Source organism: Lysobacter sp. P5_B9, assembly GCF_054049835.1.
Map to the genome: position 1 here is coordinate 469,066 of NZ_JBFULP010000002.1, position 25,932 is coordinate 494,997.

Genomic DNA, 25,932 nt, shown 5'->3' on the forward strand with positions numbered 1-25,932 from the left:
AAGCCGCTGATGCAAACATCCGGGGTGAGGGCGCTCGGCCCTCACTCCGACCCCCTCTCACCGCTGGACACCCTTCGGGCGCCGCAAGCGGGAGAGGGTGTGGAACGAAACGCTTAGATCTTGCCGACCAGGTCCAGCGACGGCTTCAGCGTCTTTTCGCCCTCGTGCCACTTGGCCGGGCACACTTCGCCCGGATGCGAGGCGACGTACTGCGCGGCCTTGACCTTGCGCAGCAGTTCCGACGCGTCGCGGCCGATGCCGTTGTCGTGGATCTCGCACAGCTTGATCTGGCCTTCCGGGTTGATCACGAAGGTACCGCGCAGCGCCAGGCCTTCCTCTTCGATCATCACGTCGAAGTTGCGGGTCAGCGTGCCGGTCGGGTCGCCCACCAGCGGGTAGGTCACCTTCTTGATCGCCTCGGAGGTGTCGTGCCACGCCTTGTGCGAGAAGTGGGTGTCGGTGGACACGCCGTAGACCTCGACGCCCAGCTTCTGGAACTCGGCGTAATGGTCGGCCAGGTCTTCCAGTTCGGTCGGGCAGACGAAGGTGAAGTCGGCCGGATAGAACACGACCACCGACCACTTGCCCTTGAGGCTGGTGTCGGTGACTTCGACGAACTTGCCGTTGTGGAAGGCTTGGGCCTTGAACGGCTTGATGACGGTGTTGATCAAAGACATTGCGGTTTCGTCCTTGGTGGAGGGGTGGGTTGGGAAGACAGGGGGGAATGCTAGGTCCGGCTATCGAATTGATCAATTCGATTGATGTTATGACTGCGATAGTCTATGCCTATCGACAGTCGAGCCTGGCCGGGCCTGTCGGGCGGGCCTGTCGGGTGTACCCGATCCCACGTTGCGCCGACGTGTGCGGCCGGGTGGCTGGGCGCCGGCCGCTACCATTCGCGCATGGAAACCCCAGCCCCAACCCCAATGCCCGGCGCGCGGCGCCTCGATGCCCTGTTGCTGGCCGCGCGTGCCCGGATCGATGCCGTCGATGCGGAGTTCCTGCTCGCGCACGCGCTGGGTAAACCGCGCAGCTGGTTGTTCGCGCATCGCGATGAGCTGGCTTCGGACGACACCGTGGCGGCCTTCGAGGCCCTCGTGCAGCGGCGCGGCGCGGGCGAGCCGGTTGCCTATCTCACCGGGCAACGGGGGTTCTGGCGTTTCGACCTTGCAGTCACGCCGGCGACGCTGATTCCACGGCCGGAAACCGAACTGCTGGTGGAGCTGGCGCTGTCGCGGTTGCCGCCCGGTCGCGCGCTGCGCGTCGCCGACCTCGGTACCGGCAGCGGCGCCATCGCGTTGGCGCTGGCGTTGGAACGGCCGCGCGCGCAGGTGGTCGCCACCGATGCGAGTGCGCCGGCCCTGGCCGTGGCACGCACCAACGCGCAGGCGCTGCGTCTTGCCAATGTCGACTTCCGCGAAGGCGACTGGCTGGCGCCGCTGGCCGGCGAGCGCTTCGACCTGATCGCCAGCAATCCACCGTACATCGCCGTCGAGGACCCCCATCTGGGCGAGGGCGACCTGCGCTTTGAACCGGCGTCGGCGCTGTCGTCGGGTGTCGATGGCCTCGATGCGATCCGCGCGATCGTGGCGGCCGCGCCCCGGCACCTGGAGGCCGGTGGTTGGCTGCTGATGGAGCATGGTTGGGACCAGGGCGCCGCGGTGCGCGAACTATTGACGAATGCTGGCTTCGCCGAGGTCGCCACCGAGCGCGACCTCGAGGACCGCGACCGGGTTTCCCTCGGTCGATGGTCACGGGCACTGGGCTAGAATTTCCCCGTTAGCCGAACGGATGCCAGCGATGCGCACTCTCTTTCCCGAGATCCAGCCCTACGACACTGGCACCCTCAAGGTCGACGAACGACACACGCTCTATTACGAGCAGTGCGGCAATCCAAACGGCAAGCCCGTGGTAATGCTGCACGGCGGGCCCGGCGCGGGCTGCAGCGACAAGATGCGGCGTTTCCACGATCCGGCGAAGTACCGCATCGTCCTGTTCGACCAGCGCGGTAGCGGACGCTCCACGCCGCACGCGGATCTCGTCGACAACACCACCTGGGACCTGGTCGCGGACATCGAGAAGCTGCGCAGCCAACTCGGCATCGAGCGCTGGCAGGTGTTCGGCGGCTCATGGGGTTCCACCCTGGCGCTCGCCTATGCGGAGACGCATCCGAAGCGGGTCAGCGAACTCGTGCTGCGCGGCATCTTCATGCTGCGTCGCTGGGAGCTGGAATGGTTCTACCAGGAAGGCGCCTCGCGCCTGTTCCCGGATGCGTGGGAGCACTACATCAGCGCGATCCCGCCGGTCGAACGCCACGACCTGATCTCATCCTTTCATCGCCGCCTGACCTCGGACGACGAAGCCACGCGCTTGGCTGCCGCGCGCGCATGGAGCGTGTGGGAGGGCGCGACCAGCTTCCTGCACGTCGACCAGGATTTCGTTTCCGGGCACGAGGACGCCGCGTTCGCGCTGGCCTTCGCGCGCATCGAGAACCATTACTTCGTCAACGGTGGTTTCTTCGAGGTCGAGGACCAACTGCTGCGCGACGCAGGCAGGATCAAGGACATCCCCGGCGTGATCGTGCACGGCCGCTACGACGTGGTCTGCCCGGTGCAGAACGCGTGGGAGCTGCACAAGGCCTGGCCGAAGGGCGAACTGGTGATCACGCCGGCGTCCGGCCACTCCGCCTTCGAGGCGGAGAACATCGATGCGCTGGTGGCGGCGACAGAACAGTTCGCCTGAATCAAGATGTCTGAATCACACTTCCGATACAGCTGATTCGGCAAAAGCTGCGGGCCCGCCCGAGCCCCCATCCTGCGATAATTTTCCGTTAAGGGGATAGCCCCCCGTGGCAGGGGGGGCACGTCATTTGCCCGGTGTGCAAGCGCCGAGGGCACGGATTTGTTGTAAGGATGGGGTCGATGCGGTTCACAAGGGGAAGGATTGATCTGGAGCCCACGCACCAGATCACTGTCTACGAAGCCGCAGGGCATCCGAAGTATGAATCCGACGGGGAGGACCCGCGATTCGAGCTGCTCGTCGACGGCGCGCCGCTGCGGATATCTCCTGGCTGGTATCGGATCCGATTGCGGGTGGCGCTTGCCGAAGGAAGCATCACCTCGCCTTGCCTGTATCCCGATTTCGGCGAGGGGATGTACGAGGCAGAGAAGATTCCGCTGCCGGAGCCGGACGGCAAGGGGTGGATTGAAACCGTCGTTGCCATCTCGCGCCCGGTCCTCAGGCTGCGCTTCGACCCCACCATCCGGCCGGCTCGATTCACCATCAACCGGCTGACGATCCGGAACATATCCCGCCCGCGCGCATTCTTCCTGATGCTGGCCGGCATTCAACGCGCCAGGAAACAGCTCTTTTTCGATTCCGCGCTGGCTGCGCTCTGGGGATTCCTGCGGCTGCTGGTGCTGGGCAGGATGACGGAGGGTGCACAACTGCTTGTGCGCCATTATGTCGACGCCTGTCGCGAAGACATACGCGGCTATACGCGATGGGTGGCGTTGTTCGACAACACCCTGCAGAAGCAGCGGCGGAAGAAAGAGGTCGCCCCGCTCGCCAGGCGTCCACTGATATCGGTGATCTTGCCGACGTACCACACGCCGCTTCCTTTGCTTCGCAAGTGCATAGACAGCGTCATTGCCCAAACCTATTCCAATTGGCAGCTATGCATTGCAGATGATGCGTCGCCTTCATCCGTCAGGAAGCTCCTCGCGGAATACGCCCGACAGGACTCGCGCATCCTGTTGCACCTTCGCGAGAATCGCGGGCATATCAGCGAAACGAGCAACGACGCCCTGGCACTGGCCACCGGGGATTTTGTCGCGTTCCTGGATCACGACGACGAGCTCACTCCGGATGCCCTGTTCGAGGTGGCGCGGGCGATCGAGCACAACCCGCAGGGCAGGTTGTTCTATTCGGACGAGGACAAGATCGACGAAGGCGGAAAGCGCTTCGACCCGAATTTCAAGCCAGCATGGAATCCGGAGCTGCTGCGGTCCCAGAACTACATCTGTCACCTGACCGTCCTGGATGCGGCGCTGGTCTCCAGCCAAGGCGGACTGAGGCCTGGATTCGAAGGGGCACAGGACCACGATCTGCTCCTGCGCTGTACCGAAAGGCTGCTTCCGTCCGAAGTGGTTCACATCCCCAAGGTGCTCTATCACTGGCGCCAGGTCGAGGGATCGACGGCTGCCGGCGTCTCCCAGAAATCCTATGCGCTGGAGACCGGACGGCGTGCCGTCGAGTCCCACATGGCGCGGATTGGCATAAAAGGCCGCGTCGAAGTCACGCCTGCCGGGTATTACCGGGCGCGCCGGGAGCTGGGCGACGCGATCCCCCGGGTGGCCATCATCATTCCTTCGCGGGACAAGAAGGATTTGCTGGCCACCTGTGTCGACAGCATCCTGCAAAGAACCACCTACGGGAATTATCGGGTGATCGTGGTGGACAACGGCTCCGAGGAAGCGGAGGCATTGGCCTACCTTGCCGAGCTCGAAAAGCACGAGTGGATTTCGGTCCTGCGCTATCCAGCGCCCTTCAATTTCTCTGCGATCATCAATCACGCAGCGCGCCATGCGGAAGGCGAAGTCTTCTGCATCCTCAACAACGACATCGAAGTCATCACGCCGGAGTGGCTTGACGAACTGGTGGGTCACGCCATCCGCAAGGACGTCGGTGTGGTGGGTTGCATGCTCTATTACCCTGACGGCACAGTGCAGCACGCGGGCGTGGTGCTGGGCATCGGTGGCGTGGCAGGGCACGTGCACGTGCGGCAACCCAGGGGCACCGGTGGTTATATCGGGCGCGCAGGGGTCACCCAGAACTACACGGCCGTAACCGGTGCCTGCATGGTGGTCCGCCGCCAGGTCTTCGAGCAGGTTTCCGGGTTTGATGAAGGGCTGTCCGTTGCCTTCAACGACGTCGACTTCTGCATTCGGGTATCCGTCGCCGGGTACTTCAATGTCTGGACGCCGTTTGCGGAGCTCTATCACCACGAATCCGCAAGTCGTGGTTCCGAAGACACGCCCGAGAAGCGCATGAGGTTCGACAAGGAAGCGAGCACCATGAAGCAGCGCTGGGATCGGCTGCTGCTCCAGGACCCGGCTTACAACCCCAACCTGACGCTTGATGACGCCGATTTCGGATTGGCTTTCCCGCCAAGGGCAGCTCCGAATGGCGCGCTTGCGCGGGTTGGCGTGCCAGTCATCTAAGAAAGGAAAAATGAAGGAAATGAGCTCTTTGTTCGGAGATCTGGCGACAAGTTTTCGCCGCCCAGACCACTGGTTGTATTCCGCGTGGCTGGGTGTGATCACCAAATACCGCAAGACGGCGCTGGGACTGTTCTGGGTCCTCGTGCCGCCGATCGTCTACATCTGGGGCATTGGCTGGTTCGTGGGAATGATCAATCCGGTGAGCGTGCGTCCGTTCATGGCGCACGTGGGCATCGGCTTCATCACGTTCCGGTTGATCACCAGCGTCATGAATGACTCCACTACGGTGTTCTCGCAGTACCAGTCGTACATCAACGACGGGCACATGCGCCTGACCGACTACCTGCTCGGCGTGGTCGCGCGCGCCACGATCTATTTCGTGCTGGCCATGCCGGTGCTGGCCGTGGCCATGGTGCTGTCGCCGGACTTCGATGCTTCTGGGATTCCCGGCTCTTTCGTCGGACTGGCGGTGGTGCTGGTCAACCTGTTCCTGTTCTCGGTTTCGTTCGGGCTGCTGGGCGCCCGCTTCCCGGACTTCGGCGAGGTCGTGGGCAGCGCGATGTTGTTCCTGTTCCTGGTGACTCCGATCGTCTGGTATCCGACGTCGGCGCCCGCCGACACCATGCAGGGCATGCTGATGCGGGCCAACCCACTGCATCACCTGATAGCGCTGATCCGGGCGCCGCTGACCACGGAAACGATCGAGCCGGTCACCTACTACTACGTGGCGAACATGACGCTGGTGGGGCTGGTACTGGCAGTGATGGCCTATCGAAATTTCGCGCGACGCGTTCCGGTCTGGATTTGATAAAGACATGACGACATCCATCAAGGTCAGCGGTCTTTCGCTGGAACTCCCCTATGAATCCCAGGGCGGCGCCGGTACCGCTTCGCATGGGCTGCTGGCGACGTTCGCCTCCGCCAAGCGCCGCTTCAGCACCGTCCTCAACGGCGTGGATTTCCATGCCGGCGAGGGCGATCGCATCGGCGTCATGGGCCTCAACGGCGCGGGCAAGACCACTTTGCTGCGCGTCCTCAACGGCGCCCTCCAGCCCACGCGCGGAAGCGTCGACACCCAGGGCAGCGTGCAGTCGCTGCTCAGCACCACGCTGGGGTTCAACGAATACGCCACACTCGTGGAGAACATCGTCCTGCGCGGCACCGCTATGGGCCTGCGCTACCGCCAGGTGGATGCGGCCGTTGAGAGCATCCTTGAGTTCGCGGGCCTCGCCGACCGGGCGAACCATCGTCTCTACACCCTCTCTGCAGGCCAGCGCATGCGGCTGGGTTTCGCGATCTCCACCTCCGTGCAGCCCGACATCCTGCTGATGGACGAATGGATCGGAGCCGGTGACGAAAACTTCATCGCCCGTGCCAAGGAACGGATGCTCAGCCGCTTCCACGGCAGCCGCATCGTCGTCCTGGCCAGCCACAGCACTTCGCTGCTGCGCTCGATGTGCAACAAGGCACTGGTGCTCGATCGCGGCCGAATGCGTTTCTTTGGCGAAATCGATGCGGGTATCGAGGCTTATCGCTCCGTCGTATCCAATGCCGGCGCGGAAGCCCGACGCGATGCAGCGCTTGATGATCCGCTGCTGTTCGGCAATTCCGTTGGCCTGGTGGAACGCATCACGATCACCGTCGACCGTGTGGAACTCGAGGGTTGGGCCATCGACGAGAAGGGCGGCGAAGCGGCCGTGATGACCGTAGAAACGGGCGGGCGCCGAGTCAGTCTCTCGCCTGAAAGGGTCGACCGGCGCGATGTCCGCCTTCATCTCGCGAAGAGGGCGGGCAACTTCGGCTTCCGGGTCGCGATCCCACGGCCCATGGATCACAAGTCTGCGGACATCCTGAACGACCTCAAGGTGAGTGTGGGGCGTTCCGAGAAGAACCTGGGCCCGCCGTTGCCCGTGGCCATGGCGGGCATCATCGAAGTGGAATGAACCGGCCGCGGTCCCCTTTGGAGGGCCTTGGCCTTGTTATTGGCTCGCCGCTCGATGTGGCGACTGCAATTAGCTGGAACTTATATGACTCAGAAAGCAAGCGAAGTGGTGAGCACGGTTGTGCGATTCCACGACATGCATGGGTTGGGCAAGCTGGAGCGTGCAATCCAGAGCCTGCATGCACAGATTGAAGCCGAAGTTCAGCCGATCGTAGTTACGCAACGGCTCGATGTCGCGGCAGTCGACGCGGTAAGGGCTGCCGTGGAGCGTCAGTGGTTCTTTGAATGGATGCCGAAGCCCGTAGTGATCAATTACACGGATTCGTCTGATCGTGACGTGCGCTCCGATCTGTTGAACGCGGGGATCGCCGAACACAATCGGCGAGGCAATCGATATCTTGCATTTCTTGATTACGATGACCTGCTGTACACGCACGCGTACAAGACGCTCAAGGAGCCCCTGTCATCCACGGCCGCGGCAGTTTCTTTTGCCGGCATGGAGATGGCGCACGCCGTTGGGTTTTCCGATTACGACTTTGTCTATTCGATGAGTAACCCGTTCAAGGGCAAGAACAAGCTGGATCTAATCAAGGAAAATTTTGCACCCTTGCACTCCTACCTTATCGACTGCAGCAAGGTCGATAAGAGCGAACTACGGTTCCGTAGTGATCTCATTCGCGTGGAGGACTATGAGTTCCTCCTCCGGGTTGCAGGCCGAGTGCCTTGCGACTTCTCCAATATGAAGATCCGTATCGGTGCGTATTTGATGCGTAGCGATGAGAGTAACAGCACGCCAAAAGGTACGGACAGGCCGGAGGATATGGAGAAGCAAGAGATATGGAAATCAAATCGGAAGCTCCTGGACCGCCTCAGAAGCGCCTATGAAATCAAGTTCTTTGCCTCCGATTTTTAAGAGATTTTCCCATGTTGAATGAGCGACTTGCAGAAGTCTCGGTTCTGCGCAATTCCGGACTTCTCGACCCCGAGTATCTCGCCAACGCGCTTGGCCTGAATGCTGAAGGCATGGGCGTACCCATCGAGTTCTTGTATCTGGAAAACCCAAGCTACTGGAATGCGCCGACCTCTCCATTGTTCGATGGCAAGTACTACCTCGAAAGATCTCCGGATGTTCGATCGTCGGATACTCCTCCGTTGCTGCATTACGTAATGCATGGGTTCAAGGAGGCTCGCAGCCCTTCAGTTCTGATCGACATGGATCACATCATCCGCCAGCTACCCGGTGGCGCTGGGGCGGTTACGCTCCAGGAAAAGCGGGATGTTCTGGCGCCGTACTCAGGTTTGCGGCAGATGTTGGCGGAGACCAATGCGGACCCTTGCATGTTCTTCGAGAACGAGGTGTACCGGGCCAGGAATGGAGTCGGCATCGAGAATCGCCAGATTCCGGTAGAGCACTACTTGCGCAACGAGGGTCGTGACGGTGCGAAGTATCTGGAATGCTCTTCGCTTGCATGCTTTTCGTACTACATGGCCAGCAATCCCGACCTGGAGGCGGCTGGGTGCGTGCCGTTGTTGCATTTCGTGCAGCACGGTATCAATGAATCCCGCAGGTTCAGCAAGGAGCCGCTCGTAAGCGACCTGTTCCTGAAAGGAGCGGCGCACCTGGGCAACAAGAACGACATGAAAACCCTCAAGGGGTTCCTGCAGGCGACAAAGGGCACCGGGCAGTTGGCGGGGCCGAAGTGGCCTACGCCCTATACCAAGGCTCGTCTTCCTTCGGTGGCGCATGAGGCGCGACGGGACCGTCGGAAGGCCTTTGTCGGAATTGTCCTGTACGACAACTCCGAAGAAGAGCTTCGGAAAATCGAAGCGTCTCTAAGGTGTGAAGCGCTTCGCACTCCAGGCTACGAGATCGAGTGGAAGTACTTGATCAACGACCGCGACAACCTACCGCGCTATCGCAGCACAATTGGTGGAAACTTCATCTGTGCGGAAGAAAATCTCGGGTTCGGCCGGGCGCACAACCGTTTGATGAAGCTCTGCTTTCAACAGGACCGGTTGTACATCGGAGCAAATCCCGATGGCTTCTTTACCCCTGGGAGCATCAAGGCTCTCCTCGACTTCTCGGACTATTGGGGAGATCAGGCGCTCATTGAGGCAGTAGCGGCTCCTGTCGATCATCCCAAATGGCACGACCCGGTGACGCTGGACACTTCGTGGGTGTCGGGCGCTTGCTTCGCGATTTCGCGCAAATTGTGGGCAGAGACCGGTGGGTTTGACCCGAATATCCATATGTACAGTGAAGATGTGGACCTGTCGTGGCGCGTGAAGCTGCTCGGGGGGCTGCTTAAAGTATGCCCCGTGGCTCGCTTCGTTCACGACGTCACTCCGCGCTTCTCTGCAGAAGCCAATCCGGAGAAGGAAAAGCAGCGAGAGCGCGCAATGCTGACCGGCGCATATTACCTGGCCCAAAAATGGGGCGGCCCGGAACAGGTTGGCAAGATCCGAACGGCGCTTTCGCGGCACATGACCGGTAACCAGATTGATGATCTGCCAAAGCCGGCAATGGTCGCAGGGGGGGGGATGGCCAGGGGCATTGCTGACTTCAGTTACGAGCGATTTGCGCCGTCCCGGTTCTGGGCATAAGCGCCTGTCTACAAAGACCTGGAACGAATGAAGAAAGTCATCACATTTGGCACCTTCGATCTTCTTCACGAAGGTCACCTGAGAATTCTTGAGCGTGCCAGGGCGATGGGGGACTATCTCATCGTCGGCGTTTCTACAGATCGGCTAAATGCAGAAAAGGGAAAACGCTCCTTCTTTTCTCAGGCTCATCGCGCGGAATGCGTGGCCGCCTTGAAATGCGTCGATGAAGTATTTTTCGAGGATTCCCTGGAGAGAAAGGACGAATACATTCGCGAGCATGGTGCGGATTTGCTTGTCATGGGGAACGATTGGCAGGGGAGGTTCGACTGGGTGTCCTGCGAGGTGAGCTACCTTCCACGGACTGAAGGCGTTTCCTCTACCGACGTGAAAACGAGCATCGGAGGCCACTTCAAGGTCAAAAAGGTCTTGTTTGGCGATACGTACATCAAGAAGCACTACGACTGCGCAATGAGCCTGGTCAACGAGATGACGTCGGCGAACATGGCGCCGGTCTTTACGCAGACCAGCTCACTGCCAGAGGGAATCGATTGCGATTGCCTCGTTTTCTTCAACCTCCCCGCCGAAGAACTGCCAAGCAGCTATGACGGGAAGCCACGAGTTCTCATCGATCATGGCGCCAGCCATCTGAAATGGTTCCTTGCAGATGAGAAACGGTTCGACTTTTTCGACGTGATCGTTACAGCGGGGCCCGATCACGTTCGGTCCCTGCTGACCTTCTTCTCTGATGGCCCTTCTAAAGACAAGGTTCGCTCTGGCGGATTCATCAAGTCAAAGCTTCTATTGAGCCCGCCCCTGCGCTCGCGTGAACGAGTGGCTGCGGCCTGCGGCTTGGATCCCGCCCGGCCGATCGTGCTGTTCGCTCCGACCTGGTACATTTCCAATAACCTGGATATGGCCGCTGCGGTGAGGCAGATCGCCGATATCCCAAATCATGTTGCGCTGTTGCATCCCGAAACAGCACACCTGGATGTTTCCGGACTCAATGTTGTTCCTAACGAAGGCGGGATCATCAGTGAGCTCTTGAAACATTGCGACTGCTTGGTTTCCGACCTTTCCTCCACTATCTTCGAGGCGGCGGCGCTGAGCAAGCCGGTCGTCCAGGTGTTGCTGCGCGAATACTCTGACAACAATGCAGGCATGTTCGACTACCCGTACACAGCGGGTACTGCGGAATTGTTCGTAGGAGGGTTGTGCGTAAGGCCGCAGGAAGTTGCGGGGGCCGTTCAAAGGCTCCTGGATGGCGATGCGGATGCCCTCGCTGCCATTGCCGCGATGCAGGCTCGATTGCTGCACGGGACATCCATAACCGAAGCGAGTGCTTCGTCGATTGTCGCGGAAGTTTCAAGGGCCTGTGACGCACTGGAGGAGGGAAGGCCTGTCGATCGAACGCCATCCCGACCTTCGAACGCGATCGCGCATGACAACCTGATGTTCACGAGGTCCCGGGTTATCGCCAATGGCGGTGGGGATTTTGCGTCCCATCATGCTTCCAATTCCTTGGAGGCCGTGACGGCTGCGCGCGATGTCGTCGATTTTGTGGAGCTGGATTTTGTTCGCAGCGCCGACGGGGTGATAGTGGCGCACGACGGATTTGAGCATCGCCATGGATTGGGTAGTCCGTTCGCCAGCATATCTACGAAAGAGTTCCTGGCCAGCAAGTTCGATTCGGAACTCACCCCGCTGTCGTTGGAGCAAGCTGTCCTGCTCTGCACTCAGCCTGGCAAGGCGTTGGTCTGCGATATCAAATCGAATCGCGAAGACTACGACTACGTGGCGGGAAAGATCAGGGATGAGGCCGTGCGGCTAGGGGTGCAATCTCAGGTAATTCTGCAGTGCTATGAAAAGCGGGACTTCAATACTGCCCTGAGACTTGGATTTTCCAGAGTCCTATTAGCTGTGTGGAAATGGTTCTACAGGAATCCACTGGGCGAGGATGCATTTGAATTTGTTCGGGACTGTGCGGAAACGGACCTGCGTGCCGTCGTCGGCATAATGATCCCGTATGTGAACAAGCACATGCCTGCGCCTTCCGTGACGGATCCTCGCATCGATCGTTTCCTCTCGTTCTGGAAGCGCGTCTATATTCATGGTGCTCCCGAGGAAGAGTACAGCAGGATACTCAATCGCAATTTTGGTATTTCCGCCGATGCGCTGTCGGCCCGATATCAGTTCAGGGATGCGCCGCGACATTTCCCGTGGATGGAATACCTGTTTCTCAATCCTGATGTCGCCAATGCCGGACACAGCAACCCGGTCGCTGCAATGCTGCACTACCTTCAGTACGGCAGCAGCGAAGGACGACCGATCGAATATGCGGTTCCTCCGGATTTCTCGTACCCGATATACGTGGATATGAATCCGGGGCTAAGAAATGCCGGAATAAGCGGTGTACATACCGCGAATGCGCACTGGACACGCCACGGCAGGTCCGAGGGGAGAAAATACAGGCGAGGTTGACTATCGAGGGAAGATGGCAGCGCTTGCTGTCAGGCCTTACAGAAGTTGCTTGGGAAAAAAGGCGTTCAGCCGACTCTTCCAAAAAACGCTCGCCCCCTAGCGGCATCGACGATTGCTTCCAGACGCGCGTTGAGTCCCTTCGATCGGTTCGCCGTGTTACAGGCAATCGCGCGAATGCTGCTCGTTCTTTCCTGCGTCGATAGCCAGAATATGATGTGGGGTCATCAGGATGTGCCTGATCCATTGACCAGCACGCATACGGATTGGCCAAGGTTGCCAATGCCAACCATCTCGCGGCCGTCATCCCATCGAATGACCCGATCGAGCTGGATATGCGGCAAGTGCCCATCCTCGATTTTGAGCACGTGCAGCCCCAAGGCCTGCGCGAAGAAGTGGATCATGTCGCGATCCATGAACTGGTTCAGGACCTTGTCGGGCCGCGTGTCCTTCACCGAGTGCTCGAAGATGAACCAGTGCGAGGGAATGCGGAACTCGAGGAAGGAGAACACGATCTTTCCGCCGGGCTTGAGCACGCGCTTGGCTTCCGCCAGGTAGCGATAGGTCTCTTCGTGCTGAAGGTGGGTGAACACCGAGAAGAACGTGACGAAGTCCGCGCTGGCATCGCGTTCCGGAATGGTGGTGCCGGGGGCCTGGTAGAACTTCCAGTCGCGGCGTCCGCAGGCCTGCTGGGCATAGCGGAACAGTTCCGGCACGACGTCCAGGCCGACGTAGGTGCCGGTCAGGTAGTCCTTGAGCTGGGTCGCCAGTCGACCACTGCCGCAGCCTGCATCGATCACAGTGTGCTGCGGCTGCAGGCCCTGCTGCTTGAGCAGGCAGAATTCGAGTGCGCCGACCGCTTCGTAATCGCCACCGACGGCCAGCGACATGGCACGCGATTCGTCGTGGGTTTCGAGCAGTTCCTTGCTTTGCTTGAGGTAGCTGCTCAGGAAATGGGGAAGCTTCATCTTGCAGTTGTTTCCAGGTGCGGCGTCGGCGACGCCTTCAGTGGGGTTTGCGGGCCGACAGGGCGTGCGCCGATGCCAGTTCAGTGCGCGCGGCCTCGGAGAGCGCCGTGGCGATGGTTTCCAGTTCGAGCGCCGATGGGGACGCCAGCAGCTGGGCAACCGTCATGGCGGCAAACTGCGCACGCTGCTCCTGCGGCAGTCCTGCGTGGTAGCTCGCCAGGATCCAGTTGAGGGCCCAGATCGGGTGCATGGCGCCGTACACTTCGGTCCGCTTGTCGGTCATCGGCTCGAACAGCGACAACAGGCCCTGGTGGGTCATGTTGAAGTAGTGGTGTGGGTAGCCGTGCAGCGGCTGCAGCAGCGGCGCCACGCACAACAGCTCGCCGCCCGGCTTGAGCACGCGCATTAGTTCGCGGGCCACCTGGAAGGGGTCCTTCACGTGTTCCAGGACATTCATGCAGACCACGGCGTCGAAACTCGCGTCCTTGAATGGCAGGCGCTCGGCGACGCCGAGCACGTCGGTGCTGTCGTAGGCGACGATCTCGTAGTTGACGACGTTCGCGTAGTACGTGTTGCGCTGCCCGGCGCCACAGTCGAGCACCAGGCCATCCGCGTGCCGTTCGAGCAATGCCAGCGTCGGTGGATCGTATTCGTGGGCGCTGACGTTGTCGGTGGGAATCACGCTGAATTCCTCGCGCAGCGCGTCCGTCAGGCAATCGATCAACTGCAGCGTCTCGCGGTGCGGGATGTCCGGTTCCAGCAATGGGCGCACGCGATGCAGTTTCCGGTGCTTCCACTCGATCGGCAGCGGGACGCGTAGCGGCCGCGATTCGGTCGCGTTGAACGCGTCGAAATGGGCGCGTGCCGAGGAGACGGTACCCGCCTTGACGGCTTCGGCGATGTCAGGATTGGCTGCGAGATAGCCCGACTCGTCGAAGTTTTCGACCGTGGCGGGCACCAGCAGGCGGAACTGCTCGGGATTCATGCGGTTCAGTATGCCGGCGCCGAATGCCAGTTCCATGCCGTCCGGATGATCTGGTCGATCTGCGGGAAGCGTGGTTGCCAGCCCAGGACGTCAAGGGCGGAGGCGCTGGAGGCCACCAGCACCGGAGGGTCGCCCGCGCGTCGCGGGGCCTGTTCGAACGGAATCTCCCGACCGGTTACCTCGCGTGCCGCGCGTATGACTTCCATCACGCTGAATCCAGTGCCATTGCCGAGATTGAAGGCGTGCGCGCCTTCGTGCGTGCCCATGTAGTCCAGCGCGCGCTGGTGCGCATCCGCCAGGTCGAGGACATGGACGTAGTCGCGAATGCAGGTGCCATCCCGGGTGGGGTAGTCGTTGCCGAATATTTTCAGCGCAGGACCGGTTCCAGCGCCGACCGCAACACGTTCGGGATGAGATGGGTCTCGGGCGAATGGGACTCGCCGATGCCCGCATCGTTGGCCGCTCCGGCCGCGTTGAAGTAGCGCAAGGCAACGGAACGGAGCCCATGGGCAGTCGCCGCATCGGCAAGCATGCGTTCGACCATGAGCTTGCTGGCGCCGTACGGATTGATGGGGGCTTTGGGATGGTCCTCGTCGATGACATCGCGGACGGGATTGCCGAAGACCGCGGCGGTGGAGGAAAACACGAGCTTGTCCACGCCGTGTTTCCGCATGGCGCGCAGGAGGTTCAGCGTGCCAGTGACGTTGTTGTCGTAGTAGTCGTATGGCGCGGTGACGGATTCGCCGACCAGCGAGCGTGCGCAGAAGTGCATGACGGCATCAACCGGCTTGCGAAACGCCTCGTCCAGGGATCCTGGCTGCAGGAGATCGGCTTCGACGAGACCACCCCAGCGAATGGCTTGCCGGTGGCCAGTGCTGAAATTGTCCAATACGGTGACTTCGTGGCCCTTAGAGGAAAGCGCGTAGGCAGCATGGGCTCCTACATAGCCGCCGCCGTCACAAACCAGGATATGCATGAGTCCATCGGCAAGTTGATCAATCCTGGAATTTTAACTTTCGGATGCGGCGGGATGCGCGCTTTGGACTGTGCGGGACCGGTCAATTGGCGATCCGTCGGGCTGATTCGTCCTGCTCCGTTGGGTTACGGGCTCTTTCAGCCGCGCAGGCGCACGACGAGCCCGAACCGCGCGAGCGCCATGTTGCCGCCCGCGTCGTCGTGCACGCCGCCGAGGCCGAATTTCAGCGTGACCGCTTCGTTGGGTTCCCAGTACACGCCACCGAGCAGTTCGCGGCCGTCGGCATGGTCGAACGCGCCCTGCGCTTCCGCGCCGAGCGCAACGTGCGCGCCAACGGCGCGGCGCAGGCCGAGCGCGACGCCAAATTCGTCCTCGCCGCCCTGCTCGCGGCTGTAGATGAGGTTTCCGCCCCACTTGTACGCATCGACGCTCTGCTCCAGCGACAGGCGCAGTTCGAGGCGATCGGCGGCGTCGGCCTCGCGGGCGATTTCGTATTCGGCGCTGAGGCCGGCCTTGAGGCCGTCGTGGCGCTCGGGATCGGTCAGCAGGACATGCACGGATGGCGCGGTGGCTTCGTAATTCCAGCTGTCGCCAGCGAGCTTTTCGGTGTGGGCATGCAGTTCCAGCGCGACGCGCGGGGCTACGCCGACCAGCAGCGCGGGTTCGAAGCCAGCCTGCTCTTCGGCGTCCGACTCCAGCGCGGCTGCGGCGTTGGCGAGGAAGTAGACGTTGCCGGGATGCGTGACCGAGGGGCTCTCCACGATCAGGAAATCCTGGCCGTGGTGGGCAAGGGCGGCGAAGGGGGTGAGAGCGAGGGAGGCTGCGAGGGAAGCTACGAGGATCGGGCGGCGAACGGACATGGGGCGGCGCGTATGTAGGGGACGCAATTGTCCCATGCTCCGCGCGCGCACATGCGTCGGCGCTGTCTAAAGCAGCGGCGTGCCGTCCGGCTCGCGTTCGAGCATCCACAGCCCGGCCCAGAGCTTGAGGTCCAGTTCGTAACCCTCTCGCTGCTTCTGCATCAGCCACGCCGGTGCGCGGGTGCGCTGGACTTCGTGCACGACGATGCCCTCGCCATCCACGCCGCCACCCTCGCCGACCCGGGAGAGCTGGGTGGCGCGGACGAAGGCGATGCGCTCGTTGCTCATGCCCGACGAGGTCGGGCCGACCAGCAGCACTTCGACCTTGGCGGCTTCCCAGCCGGTTTCCTCGATCAGTTCGCGGCGCGCGGCGGATTCGAGCGTGTCGTGGGCGTGGTCGTCGCCGACGAGGCCGGCGGGCATCTCGATCGTGCGCTTGCCCAACGGCACGCGGTACTGCTCGACGAAAAGCACCCGGTCGTCGGGCGTGGCGGCGATGATGATGACGGCCATGCCGTTGCCATGGCTGCGCTCGGCATATTCCCAATGCCCGCGGCGTTTCATCCGCAGCCATTGGCCGTCGTACAGCGTTTCGATCGGGTGGTCTTCGGCTTCGTGGTGTTCCTGGCTCATGTGCCGATGCTACCGCGCCCGGGCGGCATTCACGCGCCGCGCGCCGTGATCACGACACCGCGTAAACGAGCCCGGCCGCTTCGTGCAGGCGACGGCGTGTCATCGGGCCGAAGCGCAGGGCCTCGCACAGCGTGCCGAGCATCTGCGCATCGGCGGTGCCGCGCGCGAAGTGGCCGTCGTCGAGCGGCGCGTCCAGCGGGGCGTCCAGCGCAATGGTGGTGAGCCGGCGCCACAGCAGCGCCTGTTCACGGTGCTCGCGCAGCTTCGCCGCGACCCCGGCGGCACCGCGCAGGCGCAGGTACGGCACTTCATCGACGCGAGCCAGCAGTTCGTCGAGCGAGCCGAAATGGGCGAGCAGCACCGCCGCGGTCTTCGCGCCCACGCTCGGCACGCCGGGAATGTTGTCGACCGCATCGCCGGTCAACGCGAGGTAGTCGGCGATCTGGTGCGCGTGCACGCCGTGGCGCGCTTTCACGCCGCTCGCACCCCAGCGCTGGTCGCGGGCGTAGTCCCACTGTTCGTCGTGGTCGCCCAGCAACTGCGAGAGGTCCTTGTCGGCGGAGACGATGATGCTGCGGAAGCCGTGCGCGCGCTGGCGCACCAGGGCAGAGCCGATCAGGTCGTCGGCTTCGTAATCGTTGTGCGCGAGCACGGCAAAACCAAGGGCGATGCACAGGGCCTTGCAATGGGCGAACTGGCGCTTGAGTTCGTCCGGTGCGGCATCGCGGTTGGCCTTGTAGGCCGGGTAGAGCGTGTTGCGGAAGCAGGAGTCCAGTGCCTCGTCGAAGGCGATGGCGATGTGCTGCGGCCGCGTGCGGTCGAGCAGTTCCAGCAGGAAGCGCGCGAAGCCGTGCACCGCGTTGGCGGGCCAGCCATCGGCGTCGGTGAAGTCGTTCGGCATCGAATGCCAGGCACGGAACACGTACATGCTGGCATCGACGAGATAGAGCGGACGCGGCGCGGCTTGCATCGTGGTCACGGCGTCCACTCGCTCAGCAGTTCGCGCGGATCGGGGCGCTCGCGTTCCGGTGCTTCCAGCCTGGGCGTGCCGATGTGGATGAAGCCGACGATGTGCTCGTGTGCGGCCAGGCCGAACCAGCGTCCGACTTCGGCATCGTAGGCGGGCCAGCCGGTTAGCCACTGCGCGCCGAAGCCCGCAGCCTGTGCCGCCTGTAGCAAGGCGAAGCAGACGCAGCCGGCACTGAGCAGGCGTTCCTGTTCGGGAATCTTCTCGTCGGGGCCGAGTTTCGCGATCACCGTCACCACCAGCGGCGCGTGCGCGAACCGCATGCGGTCCTTTTCAATCGCGGCTTCGCCGGCGTCGGGGTCGCGTTGGCGTCCGCGCGCGGCCAGGCGATCGCCCAGCACCTGGCGGGCGTCGCCGCGGATGGCGAGGAAGCGCCAGGGCGTGCGCTTGCCGTGGTCGGGTACGCGCACCGCCGATTGCAGCAGGCGCAGCAGGGTGGCCGCATCAGGGCCGGGGTCGCCCAGCTGCTTGGCTGGGACCGAGCGCCGTGTGTCGAGTGCGACCAGATGGGGCGTCACGTTATCGGAAGTGTTTTGGGACATGGGTCACAGATCGAAGGGTTGGGGCGCAAACTGACAAATTCCGACACTATCCTGCGGAAAACTGACGCAAAGTGTCGTCGTGTAAGTGCAAAACCGGGGAAGGTGGTTCACATGTCCGATTATCCTCCTGGCATGACCAAGATCGCACCGGGCGCTTCGGGGAGAAGCGATCCGGCGCGCGTGCTCGAAGAGATCAAGCGCATTTCGGTCGAACTGCTCGGGGCCGTGCCCAACGGCCTGTATTCGCCGGTGGAGTTCACCCTCCAGGATTCCTCGGCACGCGGTGGCTCGACCCGCCACGTCGAGCTGCAGGCGCTGGTGAAGCTGCGCCAGCAATCCTCGGGCTTCGTGATGCGCTATCGCCAGCAGATCGCGCAGGGCTTCGATGACTTCCGCTCGCTGCGCATCCGTAACCGCGGCGACCTGCCGCTGTCGCTGGTGGCGGAAAACCAGCTCGCTTACCACCTTGCCGGCCAACAGCTCGCCGATGCCATCGAAACGCGGTTCGCGCCTGCGCTGGAAACGATGGGTGCGCGGCTGGACAAGCTGGCCGACGACCTGCAGATGCAGCCCGGTTCGAATCCGATCGGTGCCGGCCGCCTTGCCGGCGCCTTCATCGAAACCTTCCGCGACGCGCAGATGCCCAACGACCTGCAGCCGCTGATGTTCCGTGCCTACGAGCAGGAACTCTCCCGCGTGCTCGGTGACCTGTATTCGCGCGTCAACGCCCTGCTGGCGACGGCGGGCTACGGCCGGCCTGCGCAGGGTCCACGCCCGCTGCCGCCGACGAACGTCGAAGTGGCGCGTCGCGACCAGGAACACGAACTGGTGCAGCAGATCCGCCGTCCGCGCGTGGTCGATCCCGCCAGCGCCGCGCAGTTCGCCCAGCTGCGCGCGGAGCTGCACGCCTGGCGCCAGCAGATGCCGGAACAGGCTTCGGCACGCGACCAGCTGCCGCGCCGCGAGTTGCGCACCGAGGAAGTCGCAAGCGTGGTGTCGTTGCTGCAGCCGGAATCGCCCGACGTCTTCGTGCGGGCGCTGGGCGGCGACCCGGGACAACTGGCGTCAGCGATCCGCGGGCAACTCGCCGAGGGTGCGCGCCGTCTCGGACACAATCCCGACCACACCCGCATGAGCGCGGACCAGGACGACGCCGTCGACCTTGTCGGCATGCTGTTCGAGTCGCTGTTCCAGAGCTACGCGTTGCTCGACCATGCGCGCCGCCTCTATGGCCGCCTGGTGATGCCGTACGTCAAGGTCGCGATGTCGGACCAGGGCGTGTTCGTGCAGCGCGAGCATCCGGCGCGCAAGCTGCTCGACGCCATCACCGAAGCCTGCGAGGGCAACGCCGCTGCTACGCCGCAGGATCGCGAACTGATCGAGCGCTGCGCGGCCATCTCCCAGCGCATCGTGGCCGATTACCAGGAGGATCTTGCGGTGTTCGCGCTGGCCCATGCCGAGCTCGAAACACTGCTCGAGCAGCATCGCCGCCGGGTCGAACTGCAGGAAGCGCGCGCGGCCAAGGCCACCTTCGGCCGCGAACGCCTCAACGAGGCGCGCGCCCAGGCCGACAACACCGTGCTTTACCTGTTCAACGAACCGGTGACGGGCGCGGTCGGCGAGTTCCTGGCGCAACCCTGGCGCCACCACCTGGTGCAGACGTTGCTGCGCGATGGTCCCGGCTCGTCCGCATACACCGAAACGCTTGCATTGGGCGATTCCCTGCTCGAAGCGGACCGCTTGGCGCGTACCGGACGCGACGGGCGCCGGCTCGCCGATCGCCTGCTGTCGCTGCAGGACGCCATCACCCATTGCCTGGCGAGTTCGGGCCTCGACGAGGACGCGGCTACCCAGCGTCTCGCCGGCCTGATCGGCGCGCTGGCCCTGCCGGATGCGCCGCGCAACCTGCAAGCCGTGCCCGCCCCGGTGACGGACGAGGAAGGCGCGATGGAAGACGCCTCGCTGTGGCTGGCCGGTGGCACCGACACTCTCGACCACGATCCGGAGACCGCCGCGCGCATGCGTCGCCTGTTGCCGGGCGAATGGCTGCGCCTGCTCGATCCGGCGGGCCAGGCCGTGGCGGTCAAGGTCGCGTGGATCAGCCCGATGACCGGGCGCTTCCTGCTGGTGAACCGCCGTGGCCTGCGCGTACTGGTGGCGTCGGCGGCTGAACTCGCGTCGCTGGCCCAGGCCGGGCGCCTGCAGGTGGGGGCGGAGCGCGCGCCGACCGACGAAGCCATGCGTCACCTGCGCGACCGGCTCGTGCGCGCGGCATAACGCTCGCATCCAGGTCGGCTGCGGACCACGAATGGAGCGACATGTCGCTCCATTCGCGTTTTCGGCGCTGGAATCCCGGCACCGCGCGGCTGCACTCACCGGCCTTTGCTACGATGCCGGCGATTCTCGAATGTGGAGCGCGGCATGACGGCAGGAGCGGTGCAGGGGATTACCGTTGCAGTGGCGCGCGAAACCGCGGAGGGCGAGCGCCGCGTCGCCGCCACGCCGGAAACGTGCAAGAAGCTCGTCGCGCTCGGCGCCCAGGTGCAGGTGCAGCGCGGCGCAGGCCTCGGTGCCGGTTTCACCGATGACGCTTACGTAGCCGCGGGTGCGCGCGTCGCCGATGACGTGCCCGCCGCGCTGGGCGACGCTGACCTCGTGCTCTGCGTGCAGCCGCCATCCCCGTCGACCCTGGCGCAACTGAAGCAGGGCGCGGCCCTGGTGGGAACGCTGGCGCCGCAGGCGGATGCCGCACGTGGCGAGGCGATTGGCGCGCGGCAACTGGTGGCCTTCCCGCTTGAGCGCCTGCCCCGCACCACGCGGGCGCAGGCGATGGACATCCTCAGCTCGCAGGCGGGCATGGCCGGCTACAAGGCCACTCTCATCGCCGCGCAACTCGCGCCGCGCTTCTTTCCGATGCTGACCACCGCGGCGGGAACGATCCGGCCGTCGAAGGTGCTGATCATCGGCGCCGGCGTCGCCGGCCTGCAGGCCGTTGCCACTGCGAAGCGCCTGGGCGCGCAGGTGGAAGGCTTCGACGTGCGGCCAGAAACGCGCGAACAGATCGAATCGCTGGGTGGCAAGTTCCTCGACCTCGGCGTCAGCGCAGCCGGCGAAGGCGGTTACGCCCGCCAGTTGACCGAAGACGAAAAGGCGCTCCAGCAGCAGCGCCTCGCCGATCACCTCAGGACGGTCGACGTGATCGTCTGCACGGCGGCCGTGCCGGGACGCCCGGCGCCGAAAATCGTGACCGCGGCGATGGTGGGCGGGATGAAGCCGGGCAGCGTGATCGTCGATCTCGCCGCCGAGACCGGCGGCAACTGCGAGCTGACGCGCCCGGGCCAGACCATCGACAGCAACGGCGTCGTCATCGCGGGTCCGCTCAATCTCGCCAGCATGGGCGCGGTGCACGCCAGCGAGATGTATGCACGCAACGTGCTGAACTTCGTCAGCCTGTTCGTGAAGGATGGCGCGATCGCCTTCGACTGGAACGACGAACTGTTGGCGAAGACGGTATGGCCGCACCCCCCGGAAGCGTCCGCCGCGGCACCATAGAACGCGTCGCAGCGCGCGGGGCAGACCAGCGCCCCGGTGCCGCCTGAATTGGCTCCTTCCAGCCACGGGAAATTGGTGCTGTCCTGGCCACCACGCGCGGGCACGATGACCTGCGCCAGGTAGAAACTGCCCTTCCTGCTGCCGCTCAAGGAGACATCCCATGCAGGCAAGCACTTCGATTTCGCGCTATCCCGGCCTCGACCAGGCGTCGTCCATCGCCTGGCCGATGATCCTGTGCGGCGGCCTGGCCATCGCCGCCACGGACTTCATCTATTGCCTGCTGTTCTGGTCGCCGCAAGGCGTGGCACCGGCGCGCCTGCTGCAGGGCATCGCCGCGGGCGCGCTCGGCAAGGCCGCCTTCCACGGCGGGATCGCCACCGCGCTGCTTGGTGCCGGCCTGCAGTGGTTCATCGGCTGCTGCTTCGTGCTCGCCTACGCAATGGTCGCGCCGCACCTGACGCTGCTGCTTCGGCACCCACGGCGTTACGGCGTCGCCTATGGTCTGCTGCTGTACCTCGTCATGAACGCGATCGTCGTACCGTTGTCGGCGGCGCCGGCACCGCGGCACCCGCAGGTGGCGTGGATGCTGACCAGCATCCCGATGTTCGCCGTTTTCGGGACCATCGCCGCTTTGTTCGCGCAGCGTGCGCTACGGCGCGCATGACGGCGGGACAGGGCTGCCCAAGGCACCGCAGCCAACAAAAATCTACCCGCCGGGAATCGTGTCGAGCATCATCATGCACACCGTGTCCGGCGTGATCCGCGCACGCGGCCGCTGAGCATTCCCGGCATTCGCCACGATGGGGTCCCGATGTCCACTCTGAATACCGCGCAATCCCGCCCGGCTGCTTTCCATGTCATCGCCGGCGGCCTCACCCTCGCCACCATCGACCTGATCTACGCCTGTTCGTTCTGGGCGTGGTTGCGGCACGTGTCGCCGGTTCGCCTGCTGCAGTACATCGCTTCGGGCGCGATCGGACAGGCCTCCTTCGATGGCGGCATCGCGACCGCGCTGCTGGGCGCCGGATTGCACTATTTCATCGCCACCATGATGGTACTGGCCTATTACCTGGCCAGCCGCCGCTACCGCGCGCTGGTGCAGCACCCCGTGCTCTACGGTGTGCCCTATGGCCTCCTGCTCTGGGCGGTGATGACCCACGTCGTGGTACCGCTGTCGCAGGCGCAGCCATCCGCGCATCCGCTGATGCTCGCGATGGTCACCAATTTCCTGATGCACCTGCTGTTTGGCGTGATCTGCGTCCTGTTCGCGCGGCGGGCGCTCGGCCTGCGCCAGTGAGCGCGCCAACGGGAATTGGCTTCCCGCAATCCACGGACATTGGCGCTTCCGGTGCTTCATGCCGGCACTAGCCTGAACCTGAAGCGTGCGATGGCGCGCGCTCCGGGAGCTACGCTTGAAGCTGGAATTTCGCCCGTTGCGGACTGCCGAACGACTCGATCTGACGCGCCCGGACCCCGCGCGCCCGCCCGGCGACGGCCTGCATCTGTTCTATGCCGCCCATCGCGGTTCCCAGTTGAGCCTGCCGCCGGGATGGCTGTCGCTATGGCTGCCCCTGCGCGGCGACCTGCAGTTGGAATCGCCCGTGGGAGGCTGGACGCTGCGGCAGGATCTGCTGATTGCGCACGAGGGCGTCCTGCACGCGAGCACGCATGCCACGGCCCGATGGCTGGCCCTGGCCGGGCCACACGCCACCTGGCGGACGCTGCTGCAGGCGGCATCGAACGGCCATTGCAATGAATTGCTGGTGCGGCAATCACGCTGCCCACGCGAATTGCGCCTGCGGCTGGTGCGTCTCGCCCGGATGCAACGTGACCAGGGCCCTGCCGCAGATTGCGGAGTCGCCCTGCGCGAACTCTGCGCCTGCCTGCTCGAACAGCAACGCGACCTGCAACTGCTGGTCGAACGCTGCAATGGCCGCACACTGCAGCGGCGGGTACTGACCCTGCAGCGCCTGCTGCGCGTGCATCAGCTGATCGAGCGCGGCAACGACGGCCATCTCAACCTGGCCCAGTTGGCCCAGCGCGCGAACTACTCGCCCTGGCACTTGATCCGCATGTACCGCGACGTCTTCGGAGAGACCCCGAGCGAGCACATCGCGCGCCTGCGCCTTTCGCGCGCCTGGTCGCTGGTGTGCGACAGCGGACTGCCCGTTTGCGAGATCACCGAGAAGCTCGGTTTCGAAAGCGAGAGCGCGTTCTGCCGTGCGTTCAAGAGCGCCTACGGCCTCACCACCACGCAGGTGCGGCGCATGCCGGCATCCGGCCTGCGCCAGGCCAGCCCACGTCTATCGCATGTCCGGCCGCGGGCGCGGATCGGCGCGAGGCCGCTGAGCGCCCTGCGCTAGCGGCAGCGCGCAGCGGCGGGTCTAGTGGCCGCCGCCGCTGTCCAGCGCCTTGAGCTCGCTCACCAGTGCCGCCACCATGCCGGCGCCGTCGCCGAACAACATGCGCGTGTTGTCGGCATAGAACAGCGCATTCTCGATGCCGGCGAAACCGGTGCCCTTTCCGCGCTTGATGACGATGGTGTTCTTCGAGTTCACGACGTCGAGGATCGGCATGCCGTAGATGGGCGAGGCCGGATCGGTCTTCGCCACCGGATTGACCACGTCGTTGGCGCCGATCACCAGTGAGACATCGGTGTTGGCGAATTCGGGGTTGATGTCGTCCATGTCGGCGATCAGGTCGTACGGCACGCCCGCCTCGGCCAGCAGCACGTTCATGTGGCCCGGCATGCGGCCGGCGACCGGGTGGATGGCGAACTTCACCTTCACCCCGCGCTCGATCAGCTTCTGGGTGAGCTCCCACACCTTGTGCTGCGCCTGCGCGACGGCCAGGCCGTAACCGGGCACGATCACCACGCGCTCGGCGTAGGCCATCATCGCGGCGACGTCGCCGGCTTCGATCGGTTTCTGCGCGCCGCCAATTTCCTGCATCTGCCCGCCGCCGCCGAAGTTGGAGAACAGCACGCCACGGATCGGGCGGTTCATCGCCTTCGCCATCAACTGCGTCAACAAGGTACCGGCCGCGCCGACCATGGTGCCGGCGATGATCAGCGCCTGGTTGCCGAGCACGAAGCCCTCGAACGCCACGGCGAGGCCGGTCAGCGCGTTGTAGAGCGAAATCACGACCGGCATGTCGGCGCCGCCGATCGGCAGCGTCATCAGCACGCCCAGCGCGAGTGCGGCGATGAAGAACGCGATGATCATCGGCACGCCCAACGAATGCACGACGATGCCGCCGAGCACCACGGCCGCGATGGCGACTGCGGCATTGAACAGCTGCTGGCCCGGGAAGGTGTAACGCTTGTCCATGCGCCCGTCGAGCTTGGCCCATGCGATGACCGAGCCCGACAGCGACACCGCGCCAATCAGTGCGCCAGTCACGCCCAGCACGAGAGTGACCATCGAGGGCGGACGGCCTTCCGACGAAAACCGCAGCAGCTCGACCGCACCGATCGCCGCGGCCGAGCCGCCGCCCATGCCGTTGTACAGCGCGACCATCTGCGGCATGTCGGTCATCGCGACCTTCTTGCCCGAGATCCATGCCAGCGCGGTACCGATCACCAATGCGGTGATGATCAGCGCCATGTTGTGCAGGTCCGGCAGGAGGAACGTGGCGGCGGTGGCGATCAGCATGCCCAGGCCGGCCCACTGGATGCCGCTGCGCGCGGTCAGCGGCGAGGCCATGCGCTTGAGGCCAAGCAGGAACAACGAGGCGGCGATGAAATAGCTGGCCGCGGCAATCCCGGTCAGGAGCGTCATGCCTTGCTCCCCTCGCTACCGGCATCCTTCTTCTGCGACGGCTTGAACATCTCGAGCATGCGCTCGGTGACGACATAACCGCCGGCGGCGTTGCCCGCGCCCAGCAGCACGGCGAGGAAGCCGATCACCTTCTCCAGCGTCGTATCGGCATGCCCCAGCACCACCATCGCGCCGATCAGCACGATGCCGTGGATGAAGTTGGAGCCGGACATCAGCGGTGTATGCAGGATCACCGGCACCCGCGAAATGATCACGTTGCCGGCGATTGCCGCCAGCATGAAGATGTACAGCGCTACCAGTCCGTCCGTCATGCTTGTGTCCCAGGATCGCGTTCGTTCCCATCATAACGATCCCTGAATGCAACGGG

The 25,932-nt window shown here is 63.7% G+C and carries 24 protein-coding genes; 13 read left to right on the forward strand and 11 right to left on the reverse strand.

All coding sequences use genetic code 11. From position 1 onward, the window contains the following. Window positions 1–113: 113 nt before the first annotated feature. Window positions 114–677, reverse strand: coding sequence for an alkyl hydroperoxide reductase subunit C (gene ahpC / locus ACXJJ9_RS07280; protein ID WP_310053974.1), 564 nt, complete (start codon window positions 675–677; stop codon window positions 114–116). Between the two features lie 249 nt (window positions 678–926). Here ahpC and prmC point away from each other — a divergent pair, with 249 nt between their 5' ends. The 8 genes from prmC to ACXJJ9_RS07320 all read left to right on the forward strand — a co-directional run bounded on the left by prmC (window position 927) and on the right by ACXJJ9_RS07320 (window position 12,246). After that, complete coding sequence (prmC, locus tag ACXJJ9_RS07285) at window positions 927–1,769, forward strand: peptide chain release factor N(5)-glutamine methyltransferase (protein ID WP_457096605.1); 843 nt, start codon at window positions 927–929, stop codon at window positions 1,767–1,769. A 31-nt stretch (window positions 1,770–1,800) separates the two neighbouring features. Beyond that, window positions 1,801–2,742: a prolyl aminopeptidase gene (gene pip, locus ACXJJ9_RS07290; protein ID WP_457096532.1), complete on the forward strand. Its 942-nt coding sequence runs from the start codon at window positions 1,801–1,803 to the stop codon at window positions 2,740–2,742. 179 nt (window positions 2,743–2,921) lie between these two features. Beyond that, the gene (locus ACXJJ9_RS07295) at window positions 2,922–5,222 is read left to right on the forward strand and encodes a glycosyltransferase family 2 protein (protein ID WP_457096533.1); all 2,301 of its coding nucleotides are present in this window, start codon (window positions 2,922–2,924) and stop codon (window positions 5,220–5,222) included. A 19-nt stretch (window positions 5,223–5,241) separates the two neighbouring features. Further along, window positions 5,242–6,030: an ABC transporter permease gene (locus tag ACXJJ9_RS07300; RefSeq protein ID WP_457096534.1), complete on the forward strand. Its 789-nt coding sequence runs from the start codon at window positions 5,242–5,244 to the stop codon at window positions 6,028–6,030. Window positions 6,031–6,037: 7 nt separating this feature from the next. Next, entirely contained in the window at window positions 6,038–7,165 is a 1,128-nt protein-coding gene (locus tag ACXJJ9_RS07305; protein WP_457096535.1) for an ABC transporter ATP-binding protein, read from the forward strand. 84 nt (window positions 7,166–7,249) lie between these two features. After that, the gene (locus ACXJJ9_RS07310) at window positions 7,250–8,077 is read left to right on the forward strand and encodes a hypothetical protein (RefSeq protein WP_457096536.1); all 828 of its coding nucleotides are present in this window, start codon (window positions 7,250–7,252) and stop codon (window positions 8,075–8,077) included. An 11-nt stretch (window positions 8,078–8,088) separates the two neighbouring features. Further along, window positions 8,089–9,768, forward strand: coding sequence for a hypothetical protein (locus tag ACXJJ9_RS07315; protein WP_457096537.1), 1,680 nt, complete (start codon window positions 8,089–8,091; stop codon window positions 9,766–9,768). A gap of 27 nt (window positions 9,769–9,795) precedes the next feature. After that, entirely contained in the window at window positions 9,796–12,246 is a 2,451-nt protein-coding gene (locus ACXJJ9_RS07320) for an adenylyltransferase/cytidyltransferase family protein (RefSeq protein WP_457096538.1), read from the forward strand. Window positions 12,247–12,470: 224 nt separating this feature from the next. Here the strand turns inward: ACXJJ9_RS07320 and ACXJJ9_RS07325 are convergent, their stop codons facing one another. The 8 genes from ACXJJ9_RS07325 to ACXJJ9_RS07360 form a co-directional block, all read right to left on the reverse strand. Further along, complete coding sequence (locus ACXJJ9_RS07325; RefSeq protein WP_457096539.1) at window positions 12,471–13,211, reverse strand: class I SAM-dependent methyltransferase; 741 nt, start codon at window positions 13,209–13,211, stop codon at window positions 12,471–12,473. Window positions 13,212–13,248: 37 nt separating this feature from the next. Continuing rightward, a complete protein-coding gene (locus ACXJJ9_RS07330; RefSeq protein WP_457096540.1) occupies window positions 13,249–14,232 on the reverse strand; it encodes a class I SAM-dependent methyltransferase in 984 nt (327 codons plus the stop codon). Beyond that, entirely contained in the window at window positions 14,202–14,567 is a 366-nt protein-coding gene (locus ACXJJ9_RS07335) for a GDP-mannose 4,6-dehydratase (RefSeq protein ID WP_457096606.1), read from the reverse strand. The genes ACXJJ9_RS07330 and ACXJJ9_RS07335 overlap by 31 nt, the downstream gene beginning before the upstream one ends. Next, window positions 14,564–15,172 (reverse strand): NAD-dependent epimerase/dehydratase family protein, encoded by a 609-nt coding sequence (locus ACXJJ9_RS07340; protein ID WP_457096541.1) that lies wholly within the window; start codon window positions 15,170–15,172, stop codon window positions 14,564–14,566. Before ACXJJ9_RS07340 ends, ACXJJ9_RS07335 begins: the two co-directional genes overlap by 4 nt. A 137-nt stretch (window positions 15,173–15,309) precedes the next feature. Then, window positions 15,310–16,032 (reverse strand): hypothetical protein, encoded by a 723-nt coding sequence (locus ACXJJ9_RS07345; protein WP_457096542.1) that lies wholly within the window; start codon window positions 16,030–16,032, stop codon window positions 15,310–15,312. Window positions 16,033–16,098: 66 nt separating this feature from the next. After that, window positions 16,099–16,665: an NUDIX hydrolase gene (locus ACXJJ9_RS07350; protein ID WP_457096543.1), complete on the reverse strand. Its 567-nt coding sequence runs from the start codon at window positions 16,663–16,665 to the stop codon at window positions 16,099–16,101. 49 nt (window positions 16,666–16,714) lie between these two features. Then, complete coding sequence (locus ACXJJ9_RS07355; RefSeq protein WP_457096607.1) at window positions 16,715–17,635, reverse strand: 5'-3' exonuclease; 921 nt, start codon at window positions 17,633–17,635, stop codon at window positions 16,715–16,717. Between the two features lie 5 nt (window positions 17,636–17,640). Further along, the gene (locus ACXJJ9_RS07360; protein ID WP_457096544.1) at window positions 17,641–18,234 is read right to left on the reverse strand and encodes a nitroreductase family protein; all 594 of its coding nucleotides are present in this window, start codon (window positions 18,232–18,234) and stop codon (window positions 17,641–17,643) included. Between the two features lie 132 nt (window positions 18,235–18,366). Between ACXJJ9_RS07360 and ACXJJ9_RS07365 the strand changes: the two genes are divergently transcribed. From ACXJJ9_RS07365 to ACXJJ9_RS07385, 5 genes are all read left to right on the forward strand, one after another. Continuing rightward, entirely contained in the window at window positions 18,367–20,511 is a 2,145-nt protein-coding gene (locus ACXJJ9_RS07365; RefSeq protein WP_457096545.1) for a DUF1631 family protein, read from the forward strand. A gap of 144 nt (window positions 20,512–20,655) precedes the next feature. Next, window positions 20,656–21,786 carry an NAD(P) transhydrogenase subunit alpha gene (locus ACXJJ9_RS07370; RefSeq protein ID WP_457096546.1) on the forward strand — a complete coding sequence of 377 codons (1,131 nt, stop codon included), beginning with the start codon at window positions 20,656–20,658 and terminating at the stop codon, window positions 21,784–21,786. A 160-nt stretch (window positions 21,787–21,946) separates the two neighbouring features. Continuing rightward, on the forward strand, window positions 21,947–22,450 hold the full coding sequence (locus ACXJJ9_RS07375; protein ID WP_457096547.1) for a hypothetical protein: 504 nt from the start codon (window positions 21,947–21,949) through the stop codon (window positions 22,448–22,450). 147 nt (window positions 22,451–22,597) lie between these two features. After that, complete coding sequence (locus ACXJJ9_RS07380) at window positions 22,598–23,083, forward strand: hypothetical protein (RefSeq protein ID WP_457096548.1); 486 nt, start codon at window positions 22,598–22,600, stop codon at window positions 23,081–23,083. 115 nt (window positions 23,084–23,198) lie between these two features. Then, entirely contained in the window at window positions 23,199–24,149 is a 951-nt protein-coding gene (locus ACXJJ9_RS07385; protein ID WP_457096549.1) for a helix-turn-helix transcriptional regulator, read from the forward strand. Window positions 24,150–24,170: 21 nt separating this feature from the next. On the opposite strand, the gene ACXJJ9_RS07390 is transcribed toward ACXJJ9_RS07385, so the two are convergent. Next, window positions 24,171–25,565 carry an NAD(P)(+) transhydrogenase (Re/Si-specific) subunit beta gene (locus ACXJJ9_RS07390; RefSeq protein ID WP_457096550.1) on the reverse strand — a complete coding sequence of 465 codons (1,395 nt, stop codon included), beginning with the start codon at window positions 25,563–25,565 and terminating at the stop codon, window positions 24,171–24,173. Continuing rightward, window positions 25,562–25,876: an NAD(P) transhydrogenase subunit alpha gene (locus tag ACXJJ9_RS07395; protein ID WP_310053957.1), complete on the reverse strand. Its 315-nt coding sequence runs from the start codon at window positions 25,874–25,876 to the stop codon at window positions 25,562–25,564. The genes ACXJJ9_RS07390 and ACXJJ9_RS07395 overlap by 4 nt, the downstream gene beginning before the upstream one ends. Window positions 25,877–25,932: the final 56 nt, after the last annotated feature.